General features: G+C 74.2%; 9 protein-coding genes. 3 read left to right on the plus strand and 6 right to left on the minus strand.

The window, feature by feature from the left end; all coding sequences use genetic code 11:
- Positions 1 to 94: 94 nt before the first annotated feature.
- Positions 95 to 988, minus strand: coding sequence for an MBL fold metallo-hydrolase (locus ACFYXU_RS27590; protein WP_389460442.1), 894 nt, complete (start codon positions 986 to 988; stop codon positions 95 to 97).
- A 119-nt stretch (positions 989 to 1,107) separates the two neighbouring features.
- On the opposite strand from ACFYXU_RS27590, the gene ACFYXU_RS27595 reads away from it, so the two are divergent.
- Positions 1,108 to 1,791: a TetR/AcrR family transcriptional regulator gene (locus ACFYXU_RS27595; RefSeq protein WP_389460445.1), complete on the plus strand. Its 684-nt coding sequence runs from the start codon at positions 1,108 to 1,110 to the stop codon at positions 1,789 to 1,791.
- A gap of 104 nt (positions 1,792 to 1,895) precedes the next feature.
- Positions 1,896 to 2,357 carry a hypothetical protein gene (locus ACFYXU_RS27600; RefSeq protein ID WP_389460447.1) on the plus strand — a complete coding sequence of 154 codons (462 nt, stop codon included), beginning with the start codon at positions 1,896 to 1,898 and terminating at the stop codon, positions 2,355 to 2,357.
- A 52-nt stretch (positions 2,358 to 2,409) separates the two neighbouring features.
- Here ACFYXU_RS27600 and ACFYXU_RS27605 read toward each other — a convergent pair whose 3' ends face one another.
- From ACFYXU_RS27605 to ACFYXU_RS27625, 5 genes are all read right to left on the minus strand, one after another.
- The gene (locus tag ACFYXU_RS27605; RefSeq protein ID WP_389460448.1) at positions 2,410 to 6,255 is read right to left on the minus strand and encodes an ATP-binding protein; all 3,846 of its coding nucleotides are present in this window, start codon (positions 6,253 to 6,255) and stop codon (positions 2,410 to 2,412) included.
- 203 nt (positions 6,256 to 6,458) lie between these two features.
- Positions 6,459 to 7,109 (minus strand): thymidine kinase, encoded by a 651-nt coding sequence (locus ACFYXU_RS27610; protein ID WP_376510213.1) that lies wholly within the window; start codon positions 7,107 to 7,109, stop codon positions 6,459 to 6,461.
- Positions 7,110 to 7,152: 43 nt separating this feature from the next.
- On the minus strand, positions 7,153 to 8,355 hold the full coding sequence (locus ACFYXU_RS27615) for a nucleotide pyrophosphatase/phosphodiesterase family protein (protein WP_329857229.1): 1,203 nt from the start codon (positions 8,353 to 8,355) through the stop codon (positions 7,153 to 7,155).
- Entirely contained in the window at positions 8,355 to 8,951 is a 597-nt protein-coding gene (locus ACFYXU_RS27620) for a DUF5998 family protein (protein WP_329857230.1), read from the minus strand. Before ACFYXU_RS27620 ends, ACFYXU_RS27615 begins: the two co-directional genes overlap by 1 nt.
- Positions 8,952 to 8,991: 40 nt before the next feature.
- Positions 8,992 to 11,922 carry a GNAT family N-acetyltransferase gene (locus ACFYXU_RS27625; protein WP_389460450.1) on the minus strand — a complete coding sequence of 977 codons (2,931 nt, stop codon included), beginning with the start codon at positions 11,920 to 11,922 and terminating at the stop codon, positions 8,992 to 8,994.
- 185 nt (positions 11,923 to 12,107) lie between these two features.
- On the opposite strand from ACFYXU_RS27625, the gene ACFYXU_RS27630 reads away from it, so the two are divergent.
- Positions 12,108 to 12,389, plus strand: coding sequence for an HPr family phosphocarrier protein (locus ACFYXU_RS27630; RefSeq protein WP_015036698.1), 282 nt, complete (start codon positions 12,108 to 12,110; stop codon positions 12,387 to 12,389).
- Positions 12,390 to 12,566: the final 177 nt, after the last annotated feature.

A 12,566-nucleotide genomic window follows, 5' to 3' on the forward strand; every position in this document is an offset into this window, starting at 1 on the left:
GGCGGCGGGTGTCCGGTAGGGAGGGACTTGGGGGTGCTGTCGGGACGGTCGGTGTCAGGAGAGGCTCTTGGGGGTGCCGTCGGGACGGTCGGTGTCAGGAGAGGCTCTTGGGGGTGCCGTCGGGCGCGAGGTCGACGAGTTCGTCGTCGATGCCCTGCGCCCGGAACGCCTCGACCAGGGACGGCATGTCCTCGGAGTAGATGTTCCAGCCGTCGGTGTGGACGGCGACCACCTTGCGGGGGTCGAGGGCCTTCGCCACCCGGGCGGCGTTCGCGGAGGTGAGCGTCAAGGGGGCGTTGCCGAGGATCGCGGGGGTGCGGGCGGCTCCGGCGAAGAGGACGGCCGTGTCGAGGGGGCCGATGTCCTTCCTGATCCGGTCGCCGACCTCCTCGGCGACCTTCACGGAGGCGTTGTCCCCGGAGATGTAGGTGGTGGGGACGCCGTCGCCGCTGAGGACGAAGCCAGTGACCTCGCCGTCGGCGCCGCGGTCCACGCCGTCGGGCCCGTGCAGGGCGGGCACGGCGGTGACCTCGACCGTGCCGCCGGCGGTGGCGATCCGGTGGGACTCCCAGCTCCTCAGGGCGGTGACGTGGTCGCCGAGCCGCCGGCGCGCGCCGGGCGTGGAGAGGACGACGGGCACGTCCTTCAGGAGGGCGCGGCCCGTGTCGTCGAGGTTGTCGTCGTGCTGGTCGTGCGAGAGCAGGACGGCGTCGATCCTGCCGATCTGCTCGACGTCGAGCGCGGGGGCCCGGGTCTTCTCCAGACCGCTCCTGTACTTCTTCGGCGCGTCGAAGGTGGGATCGAGCAGGAGGCGCAGGCCGCCGATCTCCAGGATCGTGGTCGGCCCGCCGACGTGGGTGGCGGTGAACGCCTGGGCGGGGGGAGACGGTTCGCCGGTTCCGCCGCCGCAGCCGACGAGGAGGGCCACGGCCGTGGCCACGACCGCGCCCGGGGCCAGGCGTCGGCGGAGAAGCGTCGAACGGTTCATGGGAACACCAGCTCTCGCGTTGCGAACGATGTTTCACACGCTAACACATTGCGTAAGCATCGCTAACGTCGCTTTCGGTTTCCCAGGTCAGGACTGTTAGCGCTGTTATCGTGAGAGGCATGTCGACGGCACGCGAGCGCATCCTGGAAGCGACCGGGGAACTTCTCGCCACCCAGGACGCGCTGGCGATCTCGACCCGGGCCATCTGCGAGCGGGCGAAGGTCGGCGCCCCGGAGATCTACCGCCAGTTCGGCGACAAGCAGGGACTGCTGACGGCGGTGGCCGACATCGGCTTCGAGCGCTTCCTCGCCGAGAAGCGGCGGAACCCGCTCACCGACGATCCGGTGGCGGACCTGCGCACGGCCTGGGACAGCCACGTCGCGTTCGCGCTGCGCAACCCGCACCTCTACCGGCTGATGTTCACGCCCACGGGCGACGCCAAGCCGCAGGCCATCAAGGAGGCGCAGGCGATCCTCCTCAAGGCCGTGGAGCGCTGCCGCGACGCCGGATGCCTGCGCACCGCCCCCGAACTCGCGGGCCAGTCGATCCTCTCCGCCAACGTGGGCGTCTGCATGACGGCGCTGTCGTTCCCGGAGCTCTTCCAGGACCCGGCCATCTCGCACGCGGTACGGGACGCCGTCGTCGGAAAGGTCACGGGCGACGAACGCGAGGACGCCCGGATCGGCGAGGCGACCGTCCTGGCCCAGGCACTGCTCGGCACCCTGACGGGTACGGCGCCGGTGGCCCCCGCCGCCCTCGACGACCTGAAGGACGCCCTGAGGCAGCCGCTCCCGGACGCGTGATCCGTCGACAGCCGCTCCTCCCTGGCGAACTGACGACACGTGGACCGGGCTCCGGCCTAAGCTGAGGCTGAGACGACCCAGGAGACGACCCAGGGAGCGCGCGCATGGACCCGATCACAGCGGCCGCCCTCGCGGCCATGGCCGGAGGAGTCGGCGGCGAGGCCGGCCGCCACGCGTGGCAGGGCCTCTCCGCACTCGTCCGGCGCCCCTTCCGGCGCGGCGGTGCGGAGGGAGCGGACGGCACGGAGGGAGCGGGCGGAGCGGACGACGACGTCGCCGTCGGCGTGAGCTCGGGCGAGCCGGAACTCGTCGCGCTGGAGGAGGCCCCGAACGACCCCGCGCGCGCCCAGGTCCTGGCGACGGCGCTGGGCGTACGGGCGGCGCTGGACAGCTCGTTCGCGCGGCTCCTCGACGAGTGGTGGCAGCAGGCGCGCGCGGCGGACGCGGGCGGCACCACGCACAACCACATCGGGGGCGGAACGCAGAGCGGCGAGGTCTTCCAGGGCCGGGACTTCTCCCACGTGACGCTCACCGTCCACCGGACCGCCCCGCCGTCCGCCTCCTAGCCGCCGTCCCGGCGGTCAGGCCGGGGCGGCGGCTAGGCCGGCCTGACGTCGCCTAGGGCCTGGGCACCCGGTCGAGGGACCGGCGCAGGATGAGGGCGAGGTCGGGGACCGGGATCCCCAGCTCGTCCAGCCAGGCGACCACGCGCCCGACCGGGGCACCGACGTTTCGCGCGCGCTGGAGGAGATCTGGCAAGGACACCTCGGAGTTTTTCGTCAGGAACTTCTCGTCCCCTCCGACCCCGTCGCGCTTGAGGAGGCGTCGGGAGGCGTCGAACGTCAGCCCGTCCGGAAGACCGTCGCACGACAACGGCACCCCGTAGGAGACCAGACGCGCGGCGAGCTCCTCCGGCCTGCGGAAGGTGGTGTGTGCGGCCTCCAGGACGTGCGCGAAGGGCATGGGGTCATCGGTGTCGACGCCCCACCAGGAGCAGGGACCCGACGTGCTCAGGAGGATCGCGTCGAGGTCGTCGAGGGTGTCGGGGGCACGGAGCGGGACGACGAATCCGTACGCCCGGAAGCGGGTGACGACGTGCGCGAGCGGGCGCTGCGGACCGACCGCCTCGAGGAGCAGCCCGTAGGGCAGGGGGCCCGGCGGGGTGAACCAGTCGTCGTAGAACATCCACTCGTCGCCGAAGAGGGCGAGATCGTCGACCGTCGCGTCGGGGGGCAGCGGACGCGCCCCCACGAAGCCCAGGTCGCGGTAGATCCGCTCGGCCTCGGACGGCTCCACCTCCAGGTGGTCGGCCGCCCGCAGGATCTGCTCGGGCGCCAGGACGCACGGCCGGGTCAGCCAGGCGCCCTTCTCCTGGCAGAACTCGCGCAGGAGGACCTCGGTCCCGGGCGCAGGCCGGTCGGCCAGCCCCTGCTCGTCCGTCGGCAGGCCGAACCTCCGGTAGCGTGCGCACACCTCGGTGACCGTGAGGCCGAGCTCGGCGCTCGCCTGTGCGAGGCGCCCGGGAGGCACGGTCTCCCCCGCGGCGAACCACCCCGACGCCTCCCTGTCGCCGTACCGGCGCAGGAACTCGGGTTCCTCCAAGTAGCCCTGGGCCAGGAGGACCACCTCGTCCGGTACGTCGACCCCGCCGGCCCGCCACGTCGCGGCGACCTCCGCGGGTGTCCTCTCCCCCTCCAGGGCCCCGTCGGCGAGCTCCGCCGCCGTCGGTACGCCCCCGCCGCCCGGCGCGCCCGGCGGAAGGCCCTCGGGGCGGGCGGCCGGGAGGCCGAGCCGGGCCGCCCGGTCGGTCGCGGCCCGGGGGTCGAGGCCCCACTCCTCGATCGCCCGGGTGTACTTCCCCTCCTCGTCGTAGGGGCCGTTCCAGTGCCAGTACTGGGTGTTGTCGCTCGGGCTCGCGAGCAGCAGCAGGTCGGACGGCACCGCGGGCAGCACGGGCCCGGGTGAGAGGAGTTCGGGGCAGAACTCGGAGAGCTCCTCCAGGATGCGGCGCGGTCCGTGCGCGAGGAGTCGCCACAGGTGGATGTGCTCGGGCGGCTTCCCCAGGACGTCCCAGGAGGACCATTCCTCCTCCCCGTGTCCCGGGGGCTCCAGGAACATGTCGGCGTCGGAGGGCAGGATGCCCGTCCGCGTGGGGTCGAGCGACTCCGGCCCGAATCCGACCGGCTTCCCCGCCCGTACGGCCGCTTCGGTCAGGAGGTCGGCGAGGAGGGGGCTGTGGCGGGCGATCCGGCAGACCCAGGTGAAGTTCAGGAGGGCGTGGTCACCGGTGGCGAGGACGTCCGCCGCTCCGGTCAGCACGTCCCGCAGGAAGGGCGCGAGGTCGTCGAGGACCTGCGCGCGGTCGGCGGAGAGCTGTCCGGGGGCGTGTGCCCCGGACAGGTTGACGACGACGCCGGTGAGCCCCGACGGAGCCGAGGAGAGGACGCCCGCCTGGGCGGCGGACTGCACGACGAGCCCGTCCACGAGCAGGCCGCCGCCGTGTTCGGTCCAGGTGACCGAGACGCCCGGCGCCGGGTCCGGGCAGGGGACCCGTTCGCCGTGGGTGTCGAGACCGAAGCGCTCCCGGTCGGGCGCTTTCCTGAGGGGCAGCCGGCCGGGCTGCCACTCGGCGTGCCGGGCCCCGTGGGAGGCGGAGGTGCCGAACTCGGCGATGCCGAGCAGTCGTTCGAGTACGTCGACGCAGGACCAGCCGTCATCGGGCCCCGTCGCGCCCCGCAGGTACAGGCGTACGCGCGTGCCGGGCCGGTCGCCGCGCTCGGCGAGGCGGGCGATGCGGAAGAGGTGCCCCGGGCCGTGGACGGAGACCTGGAGCAGGGGACCGGGCGCGCCGTTCAGGCCCATCCGGCAGGTCGTCACGGTCAGCTCGTCGGCCAGCATGAAGTAGCTCAGCACCCCGATGCCGAAGCGGCTGTTGGGGAAGAGTTCGACGGGCGGATCGAGGGCCTCCCAGGCGGCGCGCTCCAGCTTGAAGTCGGTCTGCTCGGCGAACCGCGCGCCGGCCTGCGAGAAGACCCCCCGCAGTTCGGCGTCGCCCATCCCGATGCCGTCGTCCCGGCATTCCAGGTAGGCGCGGCCGGTCTCGTCGACTCCCTGCTCGAACGTGATCCGTCCCCCGTAGGAATGGGCGTGGCCCTCCGCCCGGTTCAGGTACTCGGTTCGGGCCCGGCGGTAGCGGCAGGCGTCGAGCGCGTTCTGGTACAGCTCGCGCACGGCGAGGTCCCGGTCCTTGTAGAGCTGGACGCCCATGAGGAGTTCACGGACCCGGCGCTCGTCCAGGCGGAAGGCCGCCCAGCCGTCGAAGACCCCGTCCGCGGGCCGTACGTCGTCCGCGGACAGCCGGGTCGGCAGGGCCGGCATGGGCTGGGTGATCCACTCCCGCGTGGCGCGGTGGACCGCGTGCAGGATCTCGTCCGCCCGGGCCGTGTGGTCCCTCAGCCCTTCGATGACGGCCTCGTGATGGCAGTCGGCCCGCAGTACGGGCAGTGCCGCCTGCCCTCCCCAGGTGGCCCCTTCGAGGGTGTCGAGGAGGAGGCCGAGGTCGACGGGGTGCGGGATGCCGAGGTGCTCGACCACGATCTCCGGCAGCGCCACCATGTCCAGGCACGTCCCGTACGCGAGCGCGGTGAGGAGGACGAGCCGGCGTTCCCGCACGCGCTGCGGGCCGGCGGACCGGACCCGGTCGTCCGACCGCAGCTGCTCCAGGAACTCGGCATGGGCGACATCGGGGCCGCGCCGGACGCCGTGCAGCAACCGGGCGACGCGGCCGGCGCCGAGGATGTCGCCCAGGGGTCCCGTCGGCTCGCAGACGAGGGCGAGCAGTTCGCGCACGGCCGCGGGGTCGGCGTGGAAGCCGCGGCGCAGGGTCCAGCGGTGGAACAGCCACCATCCGATCGGGGCCGTCGCCTCCGGTCGCAGCGCCGCTCGGGTGACGAGCCGGTCGTTCTCCTCCGTGAAGGCCTCGTACGACAGCCGGTCGTCGCCCGCGTCCGGTACGCGCTCCAGACGCGACGGTCCGACGGCCGCGTACCGGGCGGCCGTCCTCAGCCAGTCGACGCGGTGGAGGAACGGGACGAGGACGAGCAGGGCGGCCTCGGCGGGGTAGAGGTCGAGCGGCGCGTCCGGGTCCGGCTCGCCGAGGAGCCACTCCACCCGCTCCAGGAACCGCTCCGGCATGCCCGGGTCCTGCCAGGGGTCGTCTCCCAGCACCGCCGAGGCCTCGTCGCGCAGCGCCGCCAGGGCGAGGACGACGGCCGAGGCGTGCGCGCGGACCGCCTCCACGTCCCGCGTCGCCGGCACGTGGTCCCACACCGACGAGCCCGCCGCGGCGCGCAGCCACGGATCGGCGGCCCCCGGCACGCGGTCGGCGGCCTGGTCCGACTCCTGGAGGGTGACGTGCACGGACCGGGCCTGGAACACCGGTCCGAGGTACGTCCCTCCCGTCATGACGTTCCGGACCCCGGAGTCGCCCATGAAGCACCAGCCCCCCGCGAGAAGTCCCGCGGGGACGGCAGCGCCCCGCGTGTCAGCACTCGTTCACTGATAACACGGCGGAGGGGAGCCCGGAGGGGCATCCCACGGATCGACACCCGGCCTCCCTCGTGGCCGACCGGCCGTCAGGTGCCGCTGACGTGCGGGTGGCCCGCTCCTCAGCCCCGGCCGACGGGCAGGACGTCCGGGGAGAGGGCGCCCGCGCGAGCCGCGGCCGCGGTCATGCGGCGGCGGTGGTGACGGCGGCAGAGGACCTCGTAACCGATCTCCTCGGCCGGGCGGTTGACGTCCCCGACGACGACCTGCTCGCCCTCGACGACCATCGCGCCGCCGACCGTACGGGCGTTGTGGGTGGCACGGGCGCCGCACCAGCACAGGGCCTCGACCTGGAGCTGTTCGAGCCGGTCCGCCAGCTCGATCAGCCGCTGCGAGCCCGGGAACAGCTTCGTGCGGAAGTCGGTCGTGATGCCGAAGGCGAAGACGTCGAGGCTGAGGTCGTCGACGATGCGGGCCAGCTGGTCGATCTGCTCGGGCGCGAGGAACTGCGCCTCGTCCACGATCACGTAGTCGGCCTTGCCGCCCTGGGAGAGCTGCGTGACCAGGTACGCGTACAGGTCCATGTCCCGGGGCGCCTCGACCGCGTCCGTCACCAGGCCGAGCCGGGAGGACAGCTTGCCCTCGCCCGCGCGGTCGTCACGCGTGAAGATCACGCCCTGGAGCCCCCGCGCGTCGCGGTTGTGGGCGATCTGGAGCGCCAGGGTGCTCTTCCCGCAGTCCATGGTTCCGGAGAAGAAGACCAGCTCGGGCATGACGGAACGGGGACCTTTCGGGGTCGGGGATCGGGAGCGGGGGTCAGGAACGGACTTCGAGGAGCGGGACCAGCTGCTCCGCCGGGGTCATGGACCCGTGCATCCCGACCATCGCGGACTCGTGGGGCTCGTTGACGGACGCGGTGATCGCCACGTCGTCGTGGGACGCGGCGACGACGTCGCCGATCCGTCCGTACACCCGCTCGTCGACCTCGGGCCCGAACCAGCCGAGGTCGATGGCCTCGTCGCGGCTCGCCACCCAGAACTGCTCGCCGACGACCTCGCGCCAGCAGGTGAGGACGTCCGCCGCCGCCCCGGGCACGGCGTAGACGTGACGGGCGCGGCCCTCACCGCCGAGGAGGGCGACGCCGGCGCGCAGCTCCCAGTCCTCGTCGAAGTCGATCCGGTGCTGCTCGTCGAAGGGGATGTCGACCATGCCGTGGTCGGCCGTGACGTACAGGGCCGCGCGGGGCGGCAGCTGCTCGGCGAGCCGCTGCACGAGCCGGTCGACGAACATCAGCTGGCCGCGCCAGGCGTCGGAGTCGATGCCGAAGCGGTGGCCCGCGCCGTCGAGCTCGCTGTAGTACGTGTAGACCAGCGAGCGGTCGCCGCCGGCGAGCTGCTCCGCGGCGAAGTCCATGCGCTCCTCGCCGGAGAGCCGCCCGTGAAACGTTCCGCCGCTGAGCGCGACCTTCGTGAGCGGGGTCTGCTCGAAGATCGGGGACGACACCTGGGCGGTGTGGACCCCCGCCTCGTGCGCGAGCCGGAAGACGGTGGGGTACGGCTGCCAGACGTGCGGCGCGGTCCACGGCTTCCAGCGCAGCTGGTTCATCAGGGCGCCGGTCGCGGGATCGCGCACGGTGTAGCCGGGCAGTCCGTGGGCCCCGGGGTGGCGGCCGGTGCCGACGGAGGCGAGCGAGGTCGCGGTGGTGGCGGGGAAGCCCGCGGTGACCGGACGGCCCGTGCCGCCGCGTGAGGAGCCGAGCAGCGAGGTCAGGTACGGGGCCTCGTCCGGGTGGGCCTTGATCTGCTCCCAGCCGAGCCCGTCGATCAGGAAGACGCAGTTGCGGTCGGCCGGGGCCAGCTCCGCGATCCGCGCGTCGAAGCCGGGCACGCCCTGGCCGGCCACGAGCGTCGGCAGCAGGTCGCCGAGCGAGCCCGTGGCGTACTCGGGCACGGGAGCGGTCTCCGGTGCCAGCGGGACCGGGTCGTCGGGCCAGCCGTGCGTCATGGTGGGCTGCGCCATCAGCGGGTGGGCGCGGCGGTGGCCGCGGTGGCTTCGGAGAGCGCCTGGGCGAAGGCGAGGGTCTGCCGGACGGTGTCCGGGCCGTCCCCGGCGTCGCTCACGCGCAGGCTGAGGTCGTCGGCGGTGGCGTTGCCCGTGTAGCCGTGGTCGGCGTCGCAGTTCGGGTCGCCGCAGGCGGCCGGCTCCAGGTCGATGCGGGAGACGGCGCCCCAGCCGATGGTGAGGACCACCTCGCGGGGCAGCGTGCCCGGCGTGTAGGACTCGGGGTTGGCGACGACACGGCTGACGACGACCGACGAGATCCGGTCGAGCTTCACGGACTCGGTCGACGTCGTGGCGTACGGGGTCGGGGAGCTGGTGTCGGCGGCCTGCTCGTCGGTGTGGCTGACGATGAAGCGGTGCGGCGTCAGGACGAGGACGGTGACGTGGCGCCGGACCTCGTTCGCGTCGAAGGTGGTCTCCTGGTGGACCACGTACGACGTGATGGCCTCGCCGCCGACGGCGGCCTCCACCGCCTCGGCCACGAGGGCCGGGTAGTAGCCGCTGCGCTCGATCGCCGCGCGCAGCCCCTGGGTCGTCGTACCGCTCTTTGCCATGGACTCCATCCTACGGGGCCGAGGGGCCCCCTCAGGCCCGTCAGTAGCGTGGCAGGCTCCGCGGACCGAGGTCGGTGCGGGGCGCGGGCGGGGCCAGCCGGACGGTCGCGCCGAGGACGGACAGTCCGCGGGGTGCCACCACCACCGGCTCCAGGGAGACGGCGACCACCTCGGGGTGGTCGTCGACGAGACGGGAGACCCGGAGCAGGAGCTCCTCCAGGGCGGGGGTGTCGACGGGGGCGGAGCCTCGCCAGCCGAAGAGCAGGGGGGCGGTGCGCAGCGAGCGGATCAGTTCGGCGGCGTCCCGGTCGGTGGCCGGGACCAGCCGGTGGGCCGTGTCGCCGAGCAGTTCGGAGGCCGCTCCCGAGAGGCCGAAGGAGAGGACGGCGCCGACGGCCGGGTCGATCGCGGCACGGACGACGGTGTCGACGCCCCGGGGCACCATCGCCTGGACGACCGGCTGGAGCTCCTCCGGCTTGCCGAGGACCTCGGTGATCTCGGCGTACGCCGTGCGGAGCTGGCCCTCGGAGGCGAGGTCGAGCCGGACGCCGCCGAGGTCGGGGCGGTGCCGGAGGTGGGGTGCGGTGGTCTTGAGCGCGACCGGGTAGCCGAGCCGGCGGGCGGCCGCGACGGCGGCGTCCGGCGTGGGGGCGGGGAGGGTCGGCAGCGCGGTGATGCCGTAGCGCGCGAGGAGGGCCCCGGCCCGCTCGGTGTCCAGCGTCACGCCGCCGGCGTCCACGTGGTCGCCGGCGAGCACGTCCCTGATGAGCGCGGCGGCCCCGGCCTCGTCGATGTCCTCGTACTCGGGCACCCGCCCGGGCTCGGCGGCCTGCCGCCGCCACTGCCCGTACCGCACGGCCTCGGCCAGCGCCCGCACCGCCCGCTCGGCGGCGGGGTAGGCGGGGAGGGTGGCCTGCGCGTCGGGGACGGCAGCCTGCGGCGCGGGGGCGGGGGCCGGTGGTGCGGGCGCGGTCGTCGGGGCGGGGGTCGGGTGGGGGCGGTCCGTCGGGTCCTTCGGCGTGTCGGCGGAACGGTTCTCCCGGGTGACGGCGCCGCGCTCCGCCGTCGGCCGGGTGCTCGTCGCCACCGCGAGGGCCTCCGCGAGGCCGCCCATCTCCACCTGGACGACGACGACCGGCTTCGCCGGTGCGGGGGCGGAGGCGACGGCCTCGCGGAGGGCTGCCGCGAGCACCTCGCCGTCGCCGAACTCGGTGGCCCCGTCCTCCCCGACCCAGGGGATCGCGGTGACGACGACCGCGTCGGAGGTCTCGTCGGCGAGGGCCGCGGCGAGCGCGTCCCGGAAGTCCGCCGGGACCGCCGCCGTCGTCAGGTCCAGTGGCCGCAGCGGCCGCAGCCCCTCGGTGAGGCAGGCGTCGTACGTGAGGAGGCCGAGCGACTCCGAATTGCCGAGGATCGCGACCCGGGGCCCGGCGGGCAGCGGCTGGGCCGCCAGGAGCAGCCCGGCGTCGACCAGTTCCGTGACCGTGTCGACGCGGATCACCCCGGCCTGGCGGAGCAGCGCGGAGACGGTGGCGTGCGGGATGCGGGTGACCGGCACCCGGTGGCCGGGCGGGGCGCTGCCGCTGTGCCGGGCGCCCTTGACGACCACGACGGGCTTGACGGCGGCGGTGCGGCGGGCGAGCCGGGTGAACTTCCGGGGGTTGCCGATCGACTCCAGGTAGAGGAGGACGACGTCGGTGCCGGGGTCGTCGTACCAGTGCTGGAGGAAGTCGTTGCCGGAGACGTCGGCGCGGTTGCCGGCCGAGATGAAGGAGGAGAGGCCGGCGCCCCGGCGGTGCAGGCCGGCGAGGAGGGCGATCCCGATGGCGCCCGACTGGGTGAAGAGCCCGATGCGCCCGGCGGCGGGCATCTGCGGCGCGAGGGAGGCGTTCAGCCGGACGTCGGCGGCGGTGTTGATGATCCCGAAGGCGTTGGGGCCGATGATCCGCATGCCGTACGAGCGGGCCTGCCGTACGAGCGCGCGCTGGCGCTCGCGGCCGGCGGCGCCGCTCTCGGCGTATCCGGCGGAGAGCACGACGAGGCCGCGCACCCCGTGCTCGCCGCAGTCGGCGACGGCTTCGGGCACCCGTTCGGCGGGGACGGCGACGACGGCCAGGTCGACGGGTGCGCCGATGGCGGCGACGGAGGGAAGGGCGGGGACGCCGTCGAGTTCGGTCTCCTCGGTGAGCGCCGCGTTCACCGCGTACACCCGTCCGGTGAAACCGGCCCCGAGCAGATTGCGCAGGACCGTCCGGCCGACTCCGCCCGGTGCGCGCCCGGCGCCCACGACGGCGACCGAGCCGGGGGTGAGGAGCCGCTGCACGGACCGCGCCTCGGCGCGCTGCTCGCGGGCGCGCTGGACGGCGAGGGAGCGATCGGTCGGTTCGAGGTCGAGGTGGAGCCGGACGGAGCCGTCCTCGAAGCTGCGCTTCTGGGTGTAGCCCGCGTCGGTGAACACCTTGATCATCTTGCTGTTGGCGGGGAGCACCTCGGCGGCGAAGCGCCGGATGCCCCGCTCGCGGGCGACGGCCGCGATGTGTTCGAGGAGGGCGGAGGCGACGCCCCTCCCCTGGTGCGCGTCCTGGACGAGGAAGGCGACCTCGGCCTCGTCGGCGGGCGCGGAGGCGGGCAGCCCCCGGGCGTCGATCCGGTCGTAGCGCACGGTCGCGATGAACTCGCCGCCGACGGTCGCCGCGAGGCCGACCCGGTCCACGAAGTCGTGATGGGTGAAGCGGTGGACGTCCTTGGCGGACAGGCGCGGGTAGGGGGCGAAGAAGCGGTAGTACTTCGACTCGTCCGAGACCTGCTCGTAGAAGCTCACGAGGCGGTCGGCGTCGTCGGTGGTGATGGGCCGGACGCGGGCGGTGCCGCCGTCGCGGAGGACGACGTCCGCCTCCCAGTGATCGGGGTAGGCATGCTCCGGCGGGGCCGGCGGTTCCGCCGCTTCCGACTGCTCCGACGCGCTGTGCATGGGGTCAGCCTACGGCCGCGACACGCGTGCGGCACCGGTCGCGCGGCGGGGGTGCGCGATGCAAGGTGTTGCCAGGCAGGAAGGGCCGAAGGGCGGTCCGATCCGGGCCGAAGGGCGGCGCGAGCACCGCGCGACCCGTGAGAGACTGGTCTAGACAACCCGCTTGAGACTTGAAGGGCAACACCATGGCTGAGCGCCGCGTCAACGTCGGCTGGGCCGAGGGCCTGCACGCCCGCCCCGCGTCCATCTTCGTCCGTGCCGCCACGGCTTCCGGCGTGCCGGTGACGATCGCCAAGTCCGACGGCACCCCCGTGAACGCCGCCTCCATGCTCGCGGTGCTCGGCCTGGGCGCGCAGGGCGGCGAGGAGATCGTGCTCGCGTCGGAGGCCGACGGCGCCGAGGCCGCGCTCGACCGCCTGGCGAAGCTGGTCGCCGAGGGCCTGGACGAGCTCCCCGAGACCGTCTGACCCGGTCCCCCCGCACGACGAACGGCCGTGGCCGCCCGCATTCGGGCGGGCACGGCCGTTCGCGTGTCCCGGGCGGCTCCCGTCCTCGGTCCCGCGCGGCGGTGCGCCCGGACGCGCGGGCAGCGGTCCGCGCGATCCGTTCCGCGCGGCCGGGCCGGACGCGACTGCCCGCGGCGG

Source organism: Streptomyces sp. NPDC002232 (assembly GCF_042890295.1).
Classification (GTDB): domain Bacteria; phylum Actinomycetota; class Actinomycetes; order Streptomycetales; family Streptomycetaceae; genus Streptomyces.